Genomic DNA, 18,686 nt, shown 5'->3' with positions numbered 1-18,686 from the left:
TGTTTCAATATTAAAATCTGACGTTTACACCTACACTTGCCGCAAATAGCTGGGGCAAATCCCACTCATTTACAAAACCCTGTCCTTCCGGATCCCAGCCGGGGTATTTTGTGATCGTATACAGATTTTCTAAAGAGCAGTACAGCCGCATATTCTGGAATACCTTGCGGAATTTGGGTGAGGAAGGAATCGTGTAGCCAATATTGACAGACTTCAGTTTAACAAAGTCCCCTTTGAACATCCACTGATCCAACGGTACCCGGGGGTCGCCCATACCTACGATTGTTCCATCCTCCAGTTTGATATTGTTCAGCCAGTCCAGTCGCTGATATTTCGCGTTGTCTCCCGGCTTTTTCCAATAATTATTTACAAAATCTGCAGGTATCGCGCCATAGCCTGTTCCCCCACCCTGAATCAGCCCGCGCCAGGCATGATCGAGAATATAGTTGCCCCCTGAAAATGTCACCAGGAAGCTGAGATCAAATGCTTTGTAAGTAAATCTGTTGGTAATACCACCATAGTAGGTCGGCATTGCGCTTTTCCCTTTCTGGTGGAAAAAATTCGTGTTCATGTTGGCATTGTTGGCTAAAAGGGTAACCTCCTTACCATCCGCGCCCATCAAACGTGTGGTTTCGCCGGTAGCATTATAATGATCCTGGTCACGGGCGTAAATCATTCTTAAACCGGTTTGCGGATCAATGCCGGCAGATTCTGCCAGATAATATTCCCTGATCCCGTAACCAACTTTGGTGATAAATGGGGAAGACACCATGCCTGTTCCGGCTTTATCAACCTGAGGCGTCAGTTTCTTAACCTCATTATGGTTAAAGGCAATATTCAGGGATGTTGACCATCCGAATTTCCGCGTTTGAGGAAGATTGTAAGAGGTGACAGACAATTCGATACCTGAGTTGACGAGGTCACCGATATTTCCCCAAATGGTACTGATTCCCGCAGATGAAGGCAGGGCGCTTTGTAGAAGAAGGTCATGTACGTACTTGTTATAATAAGCGATAGAACCATTAACGCGTTGATTGAAAAAACCAAAATCGAGCCCTAAATCCAGGTTGTTTGTTTTTTCCCAAACCAGGTTTTTAACGCCGATAGAGGATACAAGCGTACCATCCGTGCCCAGGATATCTGCGCTTCCATAGCCGTAACCGCTGTTGTAATTTGTCACGTCCAGTTTACTGGGTATGCTGGCATTTCCCGTCTGCCCATAACTTCCCCTGATTTTCAAAAGGTTATTGGCCCCGAAGCTGCCCATAAAGGCTTCATCGGATACGATCCATCCCGCTGAAAACGCTACGAAATTGCCCCATCTATAGTCTGAGGTGAACACCGACGAGCCATCTCTCCGGAGGCTGATCCCTGCAATGTATTTGTCCTTGAACTTGTAATTGGCCCGCCCGAAATAGGACTTCAGCATATTTTCATCGGACAAACCGGAAAACATATTGTCTTTCAAAGCCGGAGAGCCTAATTGCTGATAGGTACCCACCAGTCCCCGACCCTGCATGGTACGGATCCATCTGTTGCCCCGCTGAGACTCTGTACCCACCACCATATCCAGTGAATGGTCCCCGATACTCTTGTTATATTTTAGATACAGATTATAGTTGATGTTTTTGGTTGTGGTTGCATCATCCGCGCCCAGTTTGCCGTCCCAGCGAATAGCATCCGATACCCAAAAATTCCTGTTTGCCTGTATAACATCCGCCGACAATTCACTTCTGACGGAAAGTCCCGTAACAAAAGGAATTGAATATTCTCCATACAGGCTGACCAGCGCACGATACTGGTCCAGGCTTTCTACCAGGTTGTCCGGATCACTGGTGGCGATCGGATTGCCCAGGAACGGATTATAGTATTTTGCGGGATCAGCCAGACTGTAAACCAGATCAAAAGGAACCCTTACGGTATTTAAAGAACTAAAACCGCCTGCTGTTCCGCTTTTATTTCCATCTTCAACGCCTCCCGCTGAGTTCTTGCCGCGGTTTCCTTTAGATAGCGATACATTTACTTTGGTGCCGATCAAAAGAGAAGGCAACGGTTTAAGATCCACATTTGCCCGTAATCCGTAACGCTGAAGGTCTTCACCGAGCATCACGCCCTTGTCCTTCCGGTATGTACCCGATACAAAATACCGGGCGCCTTCATTGCCGCCGCTGGTCGAAAAATCGGCGCTCAGAAAATTGCCCTGCCGCATTCCTTTTTTCAGCCAGTCGACACTGATCCCTTCGGCCTGTTCACGCGTAAGGAACTCTGTTGCATATACTTTTTTGGAATAAAAATCGGTCATCGTAAATGCTCCCAACCCAAATGATCCTTTTGCCTCATCTTTTATCTCAAACCATTTTTTTGAATCAAGAAGGAAATCAACTTTCTGGAGAGGCAGCTGCGATAGCCCGGTATTGTAGCCAACACTCAGGGAAGGCTTACCGGCTTTTCCGGATTTGGTGGTTACAATCACTACTCCATTGGAACCCCGGGATCCGTAAATAGAGGTAGCGGCGGCATCTTTCAATACATCAATGGATTGTATATCAGCCGGGTTAATCAAATTCATAGGGGATTGCTCCGAAGAACCATTGTTGGTGATACCAGTACTGGTAACTATCGGCACACCATCAATAACCCATAACGGGCTCGTATTGGCACTGACCGAGCTCAAACCTCTGATCTTGATATCGACCGGAGCTCCCAGCCTGCCGGAACTCGACTGAACGCTTACACCAGCAGCCTGCCCCTGCAATAAGGAATTGAAGTTAGTGGAGCTCGACGGCTTTTCGAAAACCTCCGATCTGATGGTGGAAATGCTTCCGATCACGTCACGTTTTTTCTGTGTCCCATACCCTACCACCACCACTTCTTCCAGACTCTTATCGTCTATCCGCATGGTTACGTCCAGCTTCGTCCTGCCGGAAATCAAGACTTCCTGACTAACGTAGCCTATATACGAAAACACCAGTATTGTTTTCTCATCGGGAACATTGATAATGAAATTTCCCTCGGCATTGGTGACAGTACCCAGTTGTGTCCCTTTCACAAGGATGTTCACGCCAGGCAGTCCTCCGCCGCTTTCATCTGATACTTTGCCTTCCACTGCGAGGTCTGCCGCGGCAGGCGCCCTGGTCAGTCCCGGCGCCGCGTCTTCCAGCAAATCCTTTAGCTGCGATTCATTTTTTTTATCGATACGGCTGATGATCACCAGGTTGTCCGAAGCACGGTATTTCAGATCCAGAGGCGCCAGTACTTCATCCAGGACCTTGTGGATCGGCTGGCCTTTCACACGAATGCTTACCGTACGGCCGGCTTTTATCAGCGACGCACTGAAAACGAACCGTACATCAGATTGCTTCTCGATTTCCCGAAACAGGCTTTCCACTTGTTGATTTTTTACCGAAAGGTTTACCTTCTGATCAAGAGCAGCCTGTGCATATCCGTCGATGGCATGCACATTCCCCAAAAAGCAGGTAACCATTAACAATTGGATAACCGACAACCGCATAAGCCTTATCAACCGTTGGTTAATATTCCATTTTTGCATAAATTTGATACGTTTTATGAATTAGAATTGATAGAACACCCCCCATTTTTCTCTGGAAAAGAAGAATGTTGACGCAAACAACATCAGGTGGGTTAATTTGAGACCGGTAGTGTTGGAAGCCTTACCGGTCTCTTTTTTGTAAGAGTTTAGGAGATCTATTTTACCATAGAAGCTTGGGTTTAAAGGGTTGTAAATAAAGATTAGTTCGTGCAGCTCTTTCCGTAAATCATTACTTTTCCGTCCAGTATTTCATATTGGGCCTCGATGGCTTCACAGATGATTGTCAGCTTTTCCCTGAGCGGCTGATCCGCTAACGTGGCCGTAAGGGGACAATCCGCCAATAGTTTCTCATCAAAAATGATATCTACCTGATAGGCATTGGCAAGGTCTTTCAATACTTTGGTGACTGGCGTGTTAACGTAACCCGACTGGAACCGTCCCGCTTTTCCAGGCAAGATCTCCGGGTTATCGGAAAGCGCTTTCAGCAATATGCCTTCCCGTGCATCAAATATCACTTTCTGATTGGATGTAACCACCATTCCGTACGACTCTCTCGTAGCATTTGATTTCCCGAAATCCGCTGTTTTATACACAGATACCTTCCCTTCCTTCACCTCTATGATCTCTTTTCCCGACCCTCTGTTGGCTTTTACAGTAAAGCTTGTGCCCAACACACGGGTGGTCAGCATTTTGGAATGCACCAGAAAGGGCCGCTTTACATCTTTGCGTATTTTGAAGAAAGCCGTCCCGGTCAGTAACACCTCACGTTTATCAGTGTCGAAGCTGGGCTGCATACGTAGCCGGGCACCCGGCTCCAGCACCACTATGCTGCTGTCTTCCAGGATTAACGTCTGGCTTGAATTTGACTGATTTATTTTTTCAAACAGTGTTTTTCTGGAATCCGTCAGAGCTGTTTCATTGTTATCTGCCACGCGCAGGTTCAGCCAGACGGCCAAGCCTCCGACTATTATAACCACGGCCGCGGCCAACCATGTGAGAATAGACCGGGATATGGGACGATTCGCGGTGAGCAGGACAGTCTCCTTCTCATTACGGATTTGCTGTACCAATGCAGAAATTTCACCTTCAATCTCCTCCTCACTGATATTACTATCGTACCGGTAATATACGGCACTCAACAACAACCGGGCTTTATGAATATCATTTTGCTGTCCGGGATTGGCTTTTTTATAATTTTCCCAAAATACATCCAGATCAGGCGAATGATTTCTTACCCAATTTTGAAAATTCAAATCCAGCACAAAATCTTCGACGACGTAATCCTTGTACTTATTCATGTAAATATTGTTTCCTATATATACATAGGCAACGCCACAAGAAGAATAACCAAAAATATTCTTCTTTTTTTTATAGTATCCAAAAAAAAGCGCTGACGGCGTATCCCGGCGCTCTTATAACCTTTCCCGTAGTTCCCGGATGGTGCGATAAATCAGGTTGGCGACGGCTTGTCTCGAAATCGACATCACTTCGGCAATAGCCTCGTTATCGAGGTTTTCAAAAAAACGGAGGTGGATCACCTCTTGCTGCCGTTTAGGTAGCGAAGCCAGCTCCCTGTTGAGCTCGTGCCATTGCGCTTCGTTGGTTTCTAACTCAATCAGCCTGTCTTCTATGGAGTCGTCGACGGGCATTTCAATTTCCCAGTTGGGCTCGTCATCTTCTGCTGCCCAATGCCTGCGGACACTTTCCCGGTGTATTTTTCGGCGCAGCGATTTCAGCAGATAAAACTTCACAAAATCCGTGTCTCCTAAGGATTCGCGCTTGGCCCACAATTCGAGGTACAAATCCTGGATACAGTCTTTTACAAATTCACGGTCGCGCGAAAACTTGATACCATAACGAAACAAACTTCGGTAATACTTATGAGCAATCTGTCCAAGGGCTGATTCATCACCTTTTCGGAATGCATCCCATGTTACCCCATCATCCGTGAGTAACTCCTTTCCCTTTGACATTTGAACATATAGAAAAATAGTCTAGCCTCAAAAGGAAAACCACATCTAGTTATATTATAAAAATCGCTTATTATTTTAGTATGAAAAATTTTGGTCTGTAACAAAACCGATATCCGACTGCAATTCGGGAAATTGAAGGCCGGCATTGCATGGAAACCATTGTAATCTGAGCGCAGCCGCTTCCAATAAGAGGATCGCCAGTTCGCATGATTTTGCCAACTTCGGATCCCGACACAATTAATGGGCCGCGATGCCGGTGAAAAGATGCGATCAAAAGGAAACTCCATCCTCACAAGTTTGGCGCAATTTGCCCAACGCTAGCTGTTGAAGGGGAAAGTCCTGATAAACTCCCACGGCCCGCCAAGGTATCTCCACAAATGGATGCCATCTGCCGTAAAGCAAAATGGCTCGAAGGTCGATCTGAGCGCGGCTTGCAAGTCCTTCGCATTAGAGGGCTCCACCTTGTTTTGAACAGTTATATGAAAATTCCTTTTCTGTTTATCCTGATTGGTAAGGGACTCCTGAAAATGTGTTTGCAAATTCCTATGCAACACGGTCAGTTCTGGCGCAACGACTTTAAAGGCTGTCCCGCCACCAAGTGAAATAATCTGATCGACCTTAACCTCAAATACGGGCTGATCCGCAGCCAGCATTTGCATCTCTTCAAAGATCCACGGCTCGTCGGGCAACGCATTAAATAAAGTCAGATGTGCATTCAGGTAATTCCTTTCTTTCGGAAAATGCTGCCTTCGCAAATCATCAAAATAGGTCTGTGCAGTATCAGAGATGGACAGTGTAACGACTAGTGGCAGATTCATCGGATAGGCGTAGTTTGGGAAAGGCGGATAGCGTTATCCTTGTCGACTTCGTTAGAAAACCTCGTCAGCAAAATCTTTAACTTGGGTTCAATGAATGTCTTGCAGAAAGGCTTGTCAGGATCTTTTGAGTAATAGCCCAGATACTTTTCATCATTCAGTTTGAACCTTCCGAATGGGATCACCTCGGTAATAATGCTCTGATCAAAATCCGTCTGCAACTTGTCAATCGCCTGGTTTGCGCAGGAAAACTGTTCGTCGGAGAATGTATAAATAGCCGACCGATACTTGGATCGCATGGCATGGTCGGACGTACAACTGTGCGTATGAAGATGAATTTCGATCAGTGTCGGCAGGGAAATCCGGACTGCATCAAATTCAACCACGACAGCCTCAGAAAATCGGGCCGGATGGTCATCGGACGCGATCCACCCCTGGCTGACATGGAGGACACCTTTCAATGATTGAAATATAGCCTCTGTGCACCAATGGCAACTTCCTCCTAAACCGACCTTGTTTGCAGCGGACATCTACCTGAATTTGTTGCTAAGTGTAACGCCCGCATCAACAAAATGTTACAATTATTGTAATTTCACATATATAGATCTAGAGCCCATGTATTCAGAAATATTACGGGCAACCGGCACTTATACAGACGCAGAGGTTGCGCTTTTTGAAGAAGCTGTTGCGACGCGGCATGTTAACCGAAACGAAGTCATTCTCCACAAAGGCCAGGTATCTCAATCCATTTACTATTTGTTGAGTGGATCTGTTTATCAATATGAACAGGTTTTTGAGCTGGATCAAAAAATCATTGATTTGCGCGTTCAAAATGAGTGGTTTTTTGATTACCAAAGCCTGATTTCCCAACGCCCTTCTGAAACTTACATCCAGGCTTTCACCAACTGCGATCTTCTCGAACTGAGCCTGGATACCGTGCATTACCTGACTGGAAGGTCGATTGCTTTTTTGCAGCTGAACAAAGTTCTGGAAGGCGCATCAGAAAGACTGAGGTTCTTTGATCAATCGATGACTCCTGCCGAAAAATATGCATTCATTCTGAAAAACCGCCCACGGCTGATCCAGGCATTTCCTTTAAAAATGATCTCGTCTTATCTTAAACTCACCCCTGAAACACTGAGCAGGGTCAGGAAATCTATCATGAAGACCACAATTTCTTGATTTGGATCAATAGGTCAAATCAAGTTCAGAACATATTTTTGAAGAAAGAATACGCTACAAATATGAAATTCAGCAAACTCGTCCCAAACTTATTTTACGCAGATATCCACGACGCTCTCCCATTTTGGCTGGACTGTCTGGAATTCACAATTACGCATAATGAACTGAAAACACATAAGCCATTTTGCGTGATTGAAAAAGATGGTTTACGCATCAACTTATTTCAGGATAAAAAGTATGCGGAGGAACACCATCCGGAGTTTCGGCTGGTAACGGATGACATACATTTGGTTTATAACAAGATCGCTGCCAGCCATCCTCAATTCCTGCACCCTAACCTAAACAAAGTCACTTTACGTCCATGGGGAGCCCAGGAGTTTGCTGTCAAAGACACACAGCTAGGTGTAGTGATTCAACAATGGTGAAGCAGCAACAGTCAACGGATGTTCAGATGATAGTGAGCATTGTTTGATTGCACATTCACTCGGCTACCCTTAGCCCAAAATCGAAACGTTTCCCGACCACCCGACTCAGAATACCAATCTGCCCGCAGTGGTACATCGTGTGCTTAATATTCCAGTCGATTGCCTCAAACTTGGTTTTTGCGATCGGGTGTGGTGTCGGAGTTGGCTCCAGAGGACTGTTAAGTTCCGATATCGAAACAGACCGCAGGATATCTATCGACTTTTGCTGCATCATTTTCAGGTTTACCAAAAGTGTTTCTGAACTTGTTTTTCCAAGTGCCGATTTGGGGGCCGACGCAGTAAACAAATCGCTGTATTCCCTCATAGGTATCGTTTGCAGTATATCCATTTGATGTCCTTTGATGACCATAACGGAATGGAAGTAATGACTGACTATCAGATGTCCGACTTGCCAGTCAACATTCGATTCGATCACATCAGGGACGATTTCCCACTTGTTGAGCGGGATTTCGGCGAGCAGCTTGTTTACCCATTCATAGGCATTTGAAGTCTGGTTTACCAGCATTTCTATCTCGGTCATTTTGAAAGACATTTAGGAATTGCTTGCGTTTAGCAAGATCAGCATACAAAATATAGAATGCAGGTCCAGGTAGCAAGAGATATATGTGAAAAATAATACCTACCACAATATATAATTTTATTATATATTAGCGAGAAATAGCCTGAAACAAATGTCACAAATAATCAAAGTAAAATTTACGCTGATTTTGATCGGCTTGTTCTGCTCATTTCAAGGGTATGCTTGTGTCTGCAGTCACTATAAGTTTATGGAGAAATATGTTCGCTCTGATTTTGTAGCGCGTGTGACTATCGTGAAAAATTTTCCTAATCAAGATTCCTCATTTTTTTACAAGGCAAACATTGTCATTAAGCAGCTTTTCAAAGGTGATAGCGTAAAATCCATCCTCATCGAGGGTAGCAGCGACGGTAAAAAGCGTACCTCTTGTGATATTTATTTTAAAGAAGGGACCGAAATGCTCGTATACGCTCAACTGAACGGCTCTGGACAATACACTTTCAATTCCTGTTCGGGCTATTGTGTGCTTAACAACGGAAATCTCAAAGGTGAACTTCGAGAGCTTGAAATGCTGGATTTTCTGGATAAGAACAACATCAAGACCACCGATAAGACATTTTATGGGGCAAACCTGCATGATAAGCTGAATACGCTCCGCGATATCAATGTCAGTAAAACATTTGCCATCTACGAAATTACATTTGCAACCGGTCTTCATGTCGATTCTGTCAAAACCATAACTGGTTTCAGTCCCGAACTGGATAACCAACTTGGGACAATTTTGAAGGAAGCACATTGGGTCAGTGACAGGGGATGGAAAAATAAAGTCCCCCCGGGGAGTAAGCTGCTATTCGGATTCTACTATTATCCCGCCCAAGGCAAAGATTCAAGCTTTATTAGCGAGTGGGATCTCTAGCTTCACTACCTGGTAATATGCGAAACAACCACTTGCGTGAGCAGTACCCAACAGTCCCCCTCTACCAGAAAACTATGAGTTTAATTTTTAGCTGAAACAAACGTTTTCAGTTGAGTTGTACACATTAATATGTGGTTGTAAGGCATAGTAACCCAGCCCTTTCCCCAAAGATGAAAAACTTCAAGCCAGACCTGATGTCCTTTGCCTTCATACCACTAATTTCAACTTCCCCCGTCCTCGGCCTCTGATAGGAACAACCCCGAAATCCGTCACATCGATTTGCTGTGCTGCTGGCCGTGACGATCACGCCGGGAATGCGGCCTGCGACCCCATCGTTGATGGACTGGACGGGCAACTGCGCGACGGTTTGCATGTTGATCGTACTTACCGCACTGTTTGTGTTCCTTCTGGTCGACGAACCGTAAGCTACCACCACCACCTCATCCAGTTTAAGGTTTGCAGAGTTGAGTACCACATCCAGGGGGCCGCTATCTGTGACTTCTTTTTCAATGGTATTATAACCTACCATGCTGAAAATCAACGTCACCCCGTCCGGCACATCAATGGAAAACCGGCCTTCATCGTTGGTGCTGGTCCCCTGCGCAGTTCCTTTGATCATGACCGTTGCGCCGGGCAAGGCAGTGCCGTCTTCGCTAGTAACCTGGCCTTTGACGGTGGTTTCAATGACGTTTTTTTGTTCTGTTGCTTCAACTTTCGAATTGTCTTTATCCGGCAACTCTTTAATCGCAGGAATTTGATACAAGCTGATCACATATTTCCTTTCGCCGAACTTCTCCACCATTAAACCCTGCTGTTTCAATGCAGCGTTGAGTTTATCAAGAATGTTATCCTGCTGTAAGGAAGTAGCATCCAGTACGATTGTTTTGTTCTTAACAATATTGCTATTGTAATTGAATTGAACATGAAGATGCTTTTCAACCTGATTTAAAAAATCTTTGAGGCTTTTGCCCTGATTTATCACTTTACTTCCGGCAAAACCTGGCTTTCCGGATAGCATTGACATTTGTTGTGAAAATGCGTGTGATGTTCCTAAAAGAATGGGCACAAGAAACCACACCAGCCTTTTGGGCCGTAAAATTAGATCCATAAATATTTGATTAAGGAATTAGGTTAGAAAGACTATTTTTTATGAAATAGGATTACGTTTTCCGATCGGGTTATTTTAATATTAAATGACTTTGACAATACCGTTAATAATTCATCCGGATTGGCAAATGATAAAGTACCTGTAAAAGGAAGTACCTGATACGAATTATCTTCAAATTTGATTTTCAGGTTTAATATATCTTCAATCGACCGTGCCACTTCCATTAATGGCGCATCATCAAATGCGAGTTCATGTTTTATCCATCCGGAATATCTTGAAGGGTCAATTTGCGTTGGTATCAGGCCGGTATTAGAGGCAGTATATTCCACAAGCTCGCCGGGTTTCATACGGACTTTACCATTCGTTTCCGGTGCAGAAAGTTGTACCGAACCTTCTTCCAAAACAACCTTCACCTTCTCATGGCGGTTGTAGACATTGAATTGCGTGCCCAGCACTTCCACCCGGAGCCCGCCGGAGTGCACCCGGAATTTTGCATTACCCCGGCCATGCTTCCTGGTCACTTCAAAAAAAGCTTCTCCTTTCAAAGTAACCTCACGGTCAGCAGATTTGTCCCATTTACTTCCAAAAGTGAGTGTGGAGTTTGCATTTAAAAATACTTTTGAACTGTCAGGCAAAGTCAATATTTTAATCTCCCCAAATGGTGTGTGATAGCTTACCGTCTTATTTTCTTTATTGGAACTATAAAACCAAAACAGAGCAGATAATCCGATCAGCAATGTAATCGATGCGGCCACATATTGGAAACCAAACCATTCCCTTTTCCGGATAATCGGAAGAACCCGAGTATCATCAATCACTTGCTCCTCTTCCCTGTTTCTACGTTGAATATTCTCCCATAATTGCCTGGACTGATCTGAATCCAATTGCGGGGCCGGCAGATAAATAGTATAAATAATCTCACGTGCTATTTCAATTTCCTCTTTTTTTTCTGGATGCTCAGCAAGCCACAATTCCCAGAATTGATTTTTTTCCGGCGTCGGGAATCTGACCCATTCATTAAAATAATGATCGAGTGCAAAATCATTTGCACTGAATTCTTTATAATCCATTTGTTAATCCTGTTTCGTAAAACGTGTCGTCGGACCACTTCTATTACGCTCCTATCTGCCGTCAATTGCCTCAAACCACCCTCCGTTATTTAGTAAAAGGAAACAGAATGAAGAAGTGACCCACGATTACCATTTTTTTTATATTTTTAAAATCCTTAGTAGTTCCTTAGCCGATTTTCGCTTTTTTTGCTTTCCCGTACCGCTTTTGTGTTATTTGATGAAATCAGCCCACTCTAACGATAGCGATTCTGAATTATGGCAGAAATTTCGAGATGGATCTGAGGATGCATACGCATTCATCTATGAAAAATTTGCGCCTGTTCTTTTTCACTACGGGTATAGAATTTCCCAGGATGAGGATCTGGTAAAGGATTGTATTCAGGACCTTTTTTTAAACCTGTGGCTATCCAGATACAAACTTGGCGCAACGAACTCTATCAAATTCTATCTCTTTCGCTCGCTGCGGCGGGAAATATTTCGCAAAGGCAACGATATGAAAGCCTTTCAGTATCACGACTTGGAAGCATTTACCGGCGACGAACCTTCATTGGAAGACCTTTGGATCCGAACAGAAGAAGAGCACGTCCGAAATGAAGCTTTATCCAAAACATTCACGAACCTGTCCGTCCGCCAGAGGGAGATCATTTTCTTTCGTTTTTTCGAGAATATGGATTTTGAACAAATCAGCCTTCTCATGGACATTACGCCGCGCGCTGCTTACAAGCTGGTTTACCGTGCACTGGATGCGATTCGCAATTCAATTGATCAGAAAAATTTCAGAAAATAGTCGCAAAATATTCCGCGACACTCCGATCGTAATGGTTGGGATGGGTTGATATATGCGGCCTTGATGGCTAGGAAACTAACGGTTGCAAAACAATGGCCAATTCTTGGTATAGTTATTGAAGTGTCTTCGGCTTTGCAATCGGTGAAGACATTTTCTTTTTTGGCTGGTATGCAATGTTCTTCTTTCCAATTCCTGACCTAAAATCATTCAATTCTTCTCAGACATCACCATGAACGAAGACGACCAATCACCGCAGCTCACCGAAGATGAGAAAAAGCTGTTTGAAGATCTTATGCCGGAAGACCTGGCGGAGATTATAGATGCGGGTGTTAACAGGCGGCATTTTTTGAAATTAATGACATTGACCGGCGGCGGAATGCTGGCCTGGCAGTCTGCGGTTGCTGAGCAAGTGCTAACCCGCCCGCTGGCGCCGACACCACCCGTCACATTCAATCCCGAAACCATTGAGAATGGGGTCAATGTTGCTTTGAAGATCAATGGCGCTCCCCAAAAAGTAACGGTTGATTCACGTATGACATTACTGGACACGCTTCGCGAAAAGCTGGATCTGACAGGCTCGAAAAAAGGTTGCGACCACGGTCAATGCGGCGCGTGTACGGTAATCCTGGATGGCAGACGGGTTTTAAGCTGCCTAACGCTTGCCGCCAGTTGTGAAGGAAAATCGGTGAAGACGATCGAAGGCATTGCCCAGGGTAATCAGCTGCATCCGGTACAAACCGCATTTATTAAATACGACGGTTTTCAGTGCGGTTTCTGCACGCCAGGGCAAATCTGCTCGGCCGTGGCGTTGCTGGACGAAGCAAAAAATGGTGATGCAAGTTACGTGACGGAGGATCTGCGCAAAAAGTCGGGGCCGGCTATGCTTTCCAAGGAAGAAATCCGGGAGCGGATGTCAGGCAATATTTGCAGGTGTGGCGCATACCCCAATATCGTTGCGGCGATCCAGGAAGTGCATAGTGGTAAGGCTGTTGAACAAAACTGGCTGCTTGTATGAGACCATTTAAATATACCAATGCCAAAGATGTCCCTTCGGCACTCAAGCTGGCTGCAGGCAATCCGAATGCGAGGTTCCTGGCCGGTGGGACGAACCTGCTGGACCTGATGAAGGAAGATGTGGAGAGACCGGACGAGCTGATCGACATTACGCGGTTAGGGCTCACGCAGATTAAAGCAACTGGTTCCGGCGGAATTTCCATCGGTGGACTGGGGCGGAATACGGATGCGGCGAACCATCCGCTCGTCCGGCAGCATTACCCATTGCTGTCACAGGCGATATTGGCCGGTGCTTCGGGGCAGATCCGGAATATGGCGACCAATGGTGGAAATCTGCTCCAAAGGACGCGCTGCCCCTATTTCTATGATGTGGCAATGCCCTGTAACAAACGCGAGCCAGGTTCGGGTTGCGGTGCGATGGAGGGCATTAACCGGATGCATGCCATTTTTGGATGGTCTGAAAAATGCATTGCCGTTTTCCCCTCCGATATGGCGGTGGCGCTGGCGGCGCTGGACGCAGTTGTGAAGATCACGAATGCGAGTGGTGAGGAGCGTGTGGTTGATTTTGCGGACTTTCACCGTTTGCCCGGTGATATGCCCGAAAAAGACACAAACCTGAGCCATGGCGACCTGATCACTTCCATTGAAATCCCGAAAAATAATCTGGCTGACCATTCTTATTATCTCAAAGTCCGCGACAGAGCTTCGTACGCCTTTGCTTTGGTCTCAGTGGCGGCGGCTTTTGAAATGAAAGGGAATTTGATTTCAAAAGTCCGGATAGCAATGGGCGGCGTGGCTCATAAGCCCTGGCGTGCAATGAAAGCGGAACAAATGCTGATCGGGAAAGAGCCTACGGAAGCTAATTTCAAACTGGCAGCGAACGCCGAAATGGCGGATGCCAAACCATTGGAACACAACAAATTTAAGGTTGAACTTGGAAGTCGTAGCATCGTGAGAGCATTGCAAATGGCATTGAACGGCGGTAAATCCTGATTTAATCATCAACTCCATGAAAGACAAAAATACAAATGTAGGCTCGCCCGTCAGCCGCATCGACGGAATCCTGAAGGTGACTGGAAAAGCTGATTATTCCACCGATCATCCCGTCAAGGATCCGGCATATGCAGTGATTTTTAAAAGCACCATTGCGGCTGGGAAAATCAGGAACATTGATAGCGTGGCTGCGGAAAAATCGCCTGGTGTGCTGGCCGTCATCACGCATAAAAATGCCCCGAAACTGAATACAAAAGGCGGCATCCGCGGCGGTGCTATGTTACAAAGTGCGGACGTGCTGTTTTTTGGGCAGCATATCGGCGTTGTTGTGGCGGAAACTTTTGAGCAGGCCAGGCATGCTGCGGATTTGGTAAAAGTGGAATATGACCAAAAAGAAGCAAAAATCGATTTTGAAAAACTGCATCGGAATGGTGTAAAACCGAAGGATAAGGAGGACGAAAAGCGTGGGGATGTGAAAGTAGCCCTGGAAAATGCAGCATTTAAAGTGGAAGAAACCTACGCGACGCCCATTTATCACCACCATCCGCTTGAACCGCACGCGACGATTGCCGAATGGCAAGGTGAAAATCTGATCCTCTATAACAGTGCACAGATCGTAAATGGCGCACAAAATGCAGCTGCTTCAACATTGAATCTTAAACCGGAAAATGTGCGCATTGTGTCGCCTTACATTGGCGGCGGATTTGGCTCAAAAGGCGGACAGTGGGGAAATTTGGTGCTGGCTGCGGTGGCAGCCAAAATGGTAAAACGGCCTGTGAAGCTGGCATTGGCGCGACAGCAAATGTTCAATTCGGTGGGGCTGCGGCAGCGGAACTATCAGAAAGTAAGCCTGGCTGCAACCAAAGACGGAAAACTGACCGCATTAGTGCACGAAACAGCCACACACGCGGCAATCCAGGATGAGTTTGTTGAGCCTTGCGGCGACTGTTCAAAAATCATGTACGACACGCCTAATTCGCTCATTACTTATCGCGTTACGCCTATGAACCTGATCCTGCCCACCTACACGCGCGGGCCGGGAAAATCGACCGGAAGCTTTGCGTTGGAATCGGCGATGGATGAACTGGCATACAAAATAAAAATGGACCCGATTGAATTTCGCCTCAAAAACGAACCTGAAAAAGATCCTTCAAATGGTAAGCCGTGGTCTTCCCGGAAGGTTGTGGAATGTTTAAAAGAAGGTGCGAAAGCATTTGGCTGGGAAAAGCGAAAAATGGAGCCAATGCAGAACGTGCAGGGCAATTACTGGGTTGGATACGGCGTCGCTTGCGGCACTTACCCGGCCCATCAGCGCGACAGTTCTGCCATTATAAAACTGAACCGTGAGGGCAGCAATGTTACGGCCATCATCGAACTCGCGGCTGCTGATCTGGGAACGGGCACCTACACCATTCTTGCCCAAACTGCCGCTGATGCACTGGATTTACCTATAAATAAAATCACTGTTCGAATCGGTGACTCTGACCTGCCGCCCGCAGCTGGCTCCGTCGGTTCGGTGGGTGCAACCAGTTACGCCAATGTGGTGAATGATGCTTGCATGAAGATTACCGATGAGCTCATTGCCAGATCAGGCAAACAGTTTTTTGCGCGTCCGACTGCGGCGCAATTAATGGTTTCTGAAAAAATAGCGAACATTCAAACGCGTGCCGATTCCAAGCCGATGGAAAGCGCGGAGCAATATTCTTCTCACAGTTTCAATGCCAATTTCGCCGAGGTGTGGGTGAATCAGTCCACAGGAATGGTGCGGGTGAAGCGTTTCCTGGCCGTAACCGGCGCGGGAAAAATCCTTAATCCAAAAACTGCTCGCTCACAGATTTTTGGCGGTAATGTTTGGGGAATCGGCATGGCGCTTACGGAAGAGTCTGTCGTCGATCCGCGTTTCGGCCACTTCGTCACGCGCTCGTTTGCGGATTACCATGTGCCTTCAAATCTTGACATAGGAGAAATGGAGGCTATTTTTATCAAAGAAGATGACAAACTGGCGAACAAGCTTGGCATAAAAGGATTGGGCGAAGTTGGGATTGTGGGCGTGTCTGCCGCAGTCGCAAATGCCGTTTTTAACGCGACCGGAAAACGGATCAGAGAGCTGCCCATCTTGCCGGACAAGTTGCTGTGATCTGCGCAAGAAGGCTTTGGGAAGATTGCTTCAATTGATGTAATGTTGCTTCATCCATGCCAAATGTCCCATGCATCTCGGTCTTGGTCGGCCCGGGATTTACCTTGTTTACCCTGATCTTTCGCGGAGCTAGTTCTTTTGCCGCAACTACCTCCTTTTGTAGTTGCGGATAGGATAGTATGAAAGATCAAACATCAGAAGAGGGTTGTTAAAATGTGCATCCCGTCGTCCTGGACATAGGACCAAAACCACAAAAAGAAGATTCTCAATTGCTAAAATGGATTCAGGAAAATGATTAGTAATCCTGAATTAGATTTGCCAATTCCAGAAAAGGCTCGTTTGGTGAGACTAAATAATTAGTGGTACGTCCAAATCAGAACTTACAGTTTGTTTCAAAATCACTTCACGCAGGCGTTCTTGGTGCTCATCGCCCCATTGCCCTAGTGCGGCAATCACGGGGATTACCGTTTCACCAAATTCGGTAAGGCTGTATTCAACCTTTGGCGGTACAACAGGATAAATTTTTCTTGTAACCAGTCCGTGTTCTTCCAATTCTTTCAACTGAATGTTCAATACCCTGCGTGAGGCATCGGGGATCTTGCGCTGCAATTCACTTGGGCGTTTATGACCGATATGGATAAACCACAGCAAGCGGATTTTCCATTTGCCATAGAGTACTTCACCGATCAAATCGAGCCCACAATTCAGGTTCGGGATTATCTTTCTTTCATACATATTTCAAAATTAAACGTATGTTCCTATCTGCACAATAGGGGATAAATTTATCCCTATATGAATCGTAATGCCGTACTTGTCCAAACTTCTTTTATGCTCCAATTTTGTCGTATAGTTTAATTCTTAAAAGAGGGACAATAAAATGGAACAGTTTAATTTCAACAATGAGTTATCGGGCAAGATTGCTCTGGTAACGGGAGGTACAAAAGGAGCCGGAAGGGCAATTGCAGAAAGACTTTTGCAAGCTGGTGCAACAGTGATTATTACCGCAAGAAACGCAATGGAAAAAGAAAACAACAAATTGCATTTCATCCCTTCCGATTTAAGCAAGGCGGAAGAATCACAAAAAGTAGTCAGTGAAGTGTTATCGACTTATGGGCGGCTTGATATTCTTGTGAACAATCTTGGTTCTTCGGTAACACCCGCCGGTGGTTTTAGCGTGTTATCTGATCAGGATTGGGAATCAACCCTACAAGCTAATTTGCTCGCTCCTGTCAGGCTTGACAGAGGTTTTTTGCCACAGATGGTTGCAAGAAAAAGTGGTGTTATCATTCACATAGCGTCAATACAGGGTAAGCTGCCTTTATACGATTCTACTTTGCCTTACGCAGCTGCAAAGGCAGGATTGAGAAACTACAGCAAAAGTTTATCTAACGAAGTTACTCCTAAGGGTGTCCGGGTGCTGACGGTTTCGCCAGGCTGGATCAATACGACAGCATCGGAAGCATGGCTGGGCGAACTTGCAAGAAACGCGAATAGTACGGTGGAAGAAGCGCAACAGGGTGTAATGGATGCATTGGGTGGAATACCATTCGGAAGACCTGCTCAACCTGAAGAAGTTGCTGAATTTGTCGGCTTTTTGGTTTCGCCAAGAGCAAGCTATCTCACAGGGACAGAATTTATCATTGACGGTGGAACCGTACCAACTATTTAACAACTTAAAAATATGAACTTACCCAAAGTAGTATCCGATTTGATAGAAACGCAAAACAGCTTTGACAGCGTTGCGTATGCCGATTGTTTTTCTGAGACAGCCGTCGTTTTTGATGAAGGACAAAAGCACAATGGAAAAAAAGAAATAGAGCGCTGGATAGCGGATTCTAACGAGCGTTACAAGGCGACAATCAAACCGCTCAGCTTTGAAGAAAACGATACGGAAAGCCTTTTGATGGCTGAAACATCTGGAAATTTTGAAGGGAGCCCGATTGTATTGACGTATCATATGAAAATTGCAGATGAATTGATACAGTCATTGAAATTTACAGGATAGCAGGGAATGGCTAAAATCACTACGTCTGATAAATTAGCCTGAATCTGCATCAGCAATACTGTCAACTATGACCAAAACAAGGACGGTACTTGGCTGCCGACCTTTGATGCTTCGGGAAACACTACAACCGATCC

Annotated in this window: 19 protein-coding genes; 9 read left to right on the top strand and 10 right to left on the bottom strand. The window is 45.6% G+C overall.

The features are described from left to right. Positions 1-10: 10 nt before the first annotated feature. The 5 genes from FBF61_RS14640 to FBF61_RS14620 all read right to left on the bottom strand — a co-directional run bounded on the left by FBF61_RS14640 (position 11) and on the right by FBF61_RS14620 (position 6,868). Positions 11-3,550, bottom strand: a complete 3,540-nt coding sequence (locus FBF61_RS14640; protein ID WP_138478421.1) for a SusC/RagA family TonB-linked outer membrane protein — start codon at positions 3,548-3,550, stop codon at positions 11-13. Between the two features lie 200 nt (positions 3,551-3,750). After that, positions 3,751-4,848, bottom strand: a complete 1,098-nt coding sequence (locus FBF61_RS14635) for a FecR family protein (RefSeq protein WP_138478419.1) — start codon at positions 4,846-4,848, stop codon at positions 3,751-3,753. A 114-nt stretch (positions 4,849-4,962) separates the two neighbouring features. Next, complete coding sequence (locus FBF61_RS14630; RefSeq protein WP_138478417.1) at positions 4,963-5,523, bottom strand: RNA polymerase sigma factor; 561 nt, start codon at positions 5,521-5,523, stop codon at positions 4,963-4,965. Between the two features lie 317 nt (positions 5,524-5,840). After that, complete coding sequence (locus FBF61_RS14625; RefSeq protein WP_138478414.1) at positions 5,841-6,341, bottom strand: 2'-5' RNA ligase family protein; 501 nt, start codon at positions 6,339-6,341, stop codon at positions 5,841-5,843. After that, positions 6,338-6,868: a peptide-methionine (S)-S-oxide reductase gene (locus FBF61_RS14620; protein WP_138478412.1), complete on the bottom strand. Its 531-nt coding sequence runs from the start codon at positions 6,866-6,868 to the stop codon at positions 6,338-6,340. Before FBF61_RS14620 ends, FBF61_RS14625 begins: the two co-directional genes overlap by 4 nt. 85 nt (positions 6,869-6,953) lie before the next feature. Between FBF61_RS14620 and FBF61_RS14615 the strand changes: the two genes are divergently transcribed. Together FBF61_RS14615 and FBF61_RS14610 are read left to right on the top strand one after the other, a co-directional pair. Next, positions 6,954-7,520, top strand: coding sequence for a Crp/Fnr family transcriptional regulator (locus FBF61_RS14615; protein WP_138478410.1), 567 nt, complete (start codon positions 6,954-6,956; stop codon positions 7,518-7,520). 62 nt (positions 7,521-7,582) lie between these two features. Next, entirely contained in the window at positions 7,583-7,945 is a 363-nt protein-coding gene (locus FBF61_RS14610; protein ID WP_138478408.1) for a VOC family protein, read from the top strand. A 55-nt stretch (positions 7,946-8,000) separates the two neighbouring features. On the opposite strand, the gene FBF61_RS14605 is transcribed toward FBF61_RS14610, so the two are convergent. Further along, positions 8,001-8,525 (bottom strand): DinB family protein, encoded by a 525-nt coding sequence (locus FBF61_RS14605; protein WP_138478406.1) that lies wholly within the window; start codon positions 8,523-8,525, stop codon positions 8,001-8,003. A gap of 247 nt (positions 8,526-8,772) precedes the next feature. Here FBF61_RS14605 and FBF61_RS14600 point away from each other — a divergent pair, with 247 nt between their 5' ends. After that, positions 8,773-9,438 carry a hypothetical protein gene (locus FBF61_RS14600; RefSeq protein WP_138478403.1) on the top strand — a complete coding sequence of 222 codons (666 nt, stop codon included), beginning with the start codon at positions 8,773-8,775 and terminating at the stop codon, positions 9,436-9,438. Positions 9,439-9,562: 124 nt separating this feature from the next. Here FBF61_RS14600 and FBF61_RS14595 read toward each other — a convergent pair whose 3' ends face one another. Both FBF61_RS14595 and FBF61_RS14590 read right to left on the bottom strand, forming a co-directional pair. Beyond that, complete coding sequence (locus FBF61_RS14595; RefSeq protein WP_138478401.1) at positions 9,563-10,546, bottom strand: carboxypeptidase-like regulatory domain-containing protein; 984 nt, start codon at positions 10,544-10,546, stop codon at positions 9,563-9,565. A 32-nt stretch (positions 10,547-10,578) separates the two neighbouring features. After that, positions 10,579-11,616 (bottom strand): FecR family protein, encoded by a 1,038-nt coding sequence (locus FBF61_RS14590; protein WP_138478399.1) that lies wholly within the window; start codon positions 11,614-11,616, stop codon positions 10,579-10,581. 217 nt (positions 11,617-11,833) lie between these two features. On the opposite strand from FBF61_RS14590, the gene FBF61_RS14585 reads away from it, so the two are divergent. From FBF61_RS14585 to FBF61_RS14570, 4 genes are all read left to right on the top strand, one after another. Continuing rightward, on the top strand, positions 11,834-12,403 hold the full coding sequence (locus tag FBF61_RS14585; protein WP_138478397.1) for an RNA polymerase sigma factor: 570 nt from the start codon (positions 11,834-11,836) through the stop codon (positions 12,401-12,403). 229 nt (positions 12,404-12,632) lie between these two features. Next, entirely contained in the window at positions 12,633-13,418 is a 786-nt protein-coding gene (locus tag FBF61_RS14580; RefSeq protein ID WP_138478395.1) for a 2Fe-2S iron-sulfur cluster-binding protein, read from the top strand. Then, complete coding sequence (locus FBF61_RS14575; RefSeq protein ID WP_138478393.1) at positions 13,415-14,410, top strand: FAD binding domain-containing protein; 996 nt, start codon at positions 13,415-13,417, stop codon at positions 14,408-14,410. The genes FBF61_RS14580 and FBF61_RS14575 overlap by 4 nt, the downstream gene beginning before the upstream one ends. 16 nt (positions 14,411-14,426) lie before the next feature. Continuing rightward, entirely contained in the window at positions 14,427-16,547 is a 2,121-nt protein-coding gene (locus tag FBF61_RS14570; RefSeq protein WP_138478391.1) for a xanthine dehydrogenase family protein molybdopterin-binding subunit, read from the top strand. Here FBF61_RS14570 and FBF61_RS35575 read toward each other — a convergent pair. Further along, the gene (locus tag FBF61_RS35575; protein ID WP_138479216.1) at positions 16,510-16,728 is read right to left on the bottom strand and encodes an SDR family oxidoreductase; all 219 of its coding nucleotides are present in this window, start codon (positions 16,726-16,728) and stop codon (positions 16,510-16,512) included. The genes FBF61_RS14570 and FBF61_RS35575 overlap by 38 nt on opposite strands. 167 nt (positions 16,729-16,895) lie before the next feature. Then, positions 16,896-17,282 (bottom strand): winged helix-turn-helix transcriptional regulator, encoded by a 387-nt coding sequence (locus tag FBF61_RS14560; RefSeq protein WP_138478389.1) that lies wholly within the window; start codon positions 17,280-17,282, stop codon positions 16,896-16,898. 142 nt (positions 17,283-17,424) lie between these two features. On the opposite strand from FBF61_RS14560, the gene FBF61_RS14555 reads away from it, so the two are divergent. Together FBF61_RS14555 and FBF61_RS14550 are read left to right on the top strand one after the other, a co-directional pair. Beyond that, positions 17,425-18,216 carry an SDR family oxidoreductase gene (locus tag FBF61_RS14555; protein WP_138478387.1) on the top strand — a complete coding sequence of 264 codons (792 nt, stop codon included), beginning with the start codon at positions 17,425-17,427 and terminating at the stop codon, positions 18,214-18,216. 12 nt (positions 18,217-18,228) lie between these two features. Then, entirely contained in the window at positions 18,229-18,552 is a 324-nt protein-coding gene (locus FBF61_RS14550; RefSeq protein WP_138478385.1) for a nuclear transport factor 2 family protein, read from the top strand. Positions 18,553-18,686: the final 134 nt, after the last annotated feature.

Source organism: Dyadobacter bucti (assembly GCF_005869225.1).
Classification (GTDB): domain Bacteria; phylum Bacteroidota; class Bacteroidia; order Cytophagales; family Spirosomataceae; genus Dyadobacter; species Dyadobacter bucti.
The sequence above is the reverse complement of the archived record's forward strand: the minus strand, read 5'-3'. Positions and strand labels throughout refer to the sequence as shown.

Bases quoted from the DNA above. Each gene is read 5' to 3' on its own strand.
- FBF61_RS14620 (WP_138478412.1), bottom strand. From the start codon at position 6,868: ATGTCCGCTGCAAACAAGGTCGGTTTAGGAGGAAGTTGCCATTGGTGC.
- FBF61_RS14610 (WP_138478408.1), top strand. From the start codon at position 7,583: ATGAAATTCAGCAAACTCGTCCCAAACTTATTTTACGCAGATATCCAC.
- FBF61_RS14590 (WP_138478399.1), bottom strand. From the start codon at position 11,616: ATGGATTATAAAGAATTCAGTGCAAATGATTTTGCACTCGATCATTAT.
- FBF61_RS14600 (WP_138478403.1), top strand. From the start codon at position 8,773: ATGGAGAAATATGTTCGCTCTGATTTTGTAGCGCGTGTGACTATCGTG.
- FBF61_RS14615 (WP_138478410.1), top strand. From the start codon at position 6,954: ATGTATTCAGAAATATTACGGGCAACCGGCACTTATACAGACGCAGAG.
- FBF61_RS14575 (WP_138478393.1), top strand. From the start codon at position 13,415: ATGAGACCATTTAAATATACCAATGCCAAAGATGTCCCTTCGGCACTC.
- FBF61_RS14560 (WP_138478389.1), bottom strand. From the start codon at position 17,282: ATGTATGAAAGAAAGATAATCCCGAACCTGAATTGTGGGCTCGATTTG.
- FBF61_RS14630 (WP_138478417.1), bottom strand. From the start codon at position 5,523: ATGTCAAAGGGAAAGGAGTTACTCACGGATGATGGGGTAACATGGGAT.
- FBF61_RS14635 (WP_138478419.1), bottom strand. From the start codon at position 4,848: ATGAATAAGTACAAGGATTACGTCGTCGAAGATTTTGTGCTGGATTTG.
- FBF61_RS14550 (WP_138478385.1), top strand. From the start codon at position 18,229: ATGAACTTACCCAAAGTAGTATCCGATTTGATAGAAACGCAAAACAGC.
- FBF61_RS14625 (WP_138478414.1), bottom strand. From the start codon at position 6,341: ATGAATCTGCCACTAGTCGTTACACTGTCCATCTCTGATACTGCACAG.
- FBF61_RS14595 (WP_138478401.1), bottom strand. From the start codon at position 10,546: ATGGATCTAATTTTACGGCCCAAAAGGCTGGTGTGGTTTCTTGTGCCC.
- FBF61_RS14580 (WP_138478395.1), top strand. From the start codon at position 12,633: ATGAACGAAGACGACCAATCACCGCAGCTCACCGAAGATGAGAAAAAG.
- FBF61_RS14585 (WP_138478397.1), top strand. From the start codon at position 11,834: ATGAAATCAGCCCACTCTAACGATAGCGATTCTGAATTATGGCAGAAA.
- FBF61_RS14555 (WP_138478387.1), top strand. From the start codon at position 17,425: ATGGAACAGTTTAATTTCAACAATGAGTTATCGGGCAAGATTGCTCTG.
- FBF61_RS14605 (WP_138478406.1), bottom strand. From the start codon at position 8,525: ATGACCGAGATAGAAATGCTGGTAAACCAGACTTCAAATGCCTATGAA.
- FBF61_RS14570 (WP_138478391.1), top strand. From the start codon at position 14,427: ATGAAAGACAAAAATACAAATGTAGGCTCGCCCGTCAGCCGCATCGAC.
- FBF61_RS14640 (WP_138478421.1), bottom strand. From the start codon at position 3,550: ATGCAAAAATGGAATATTAACCAACGGTTGATAAGGCTTATGCGGTTG.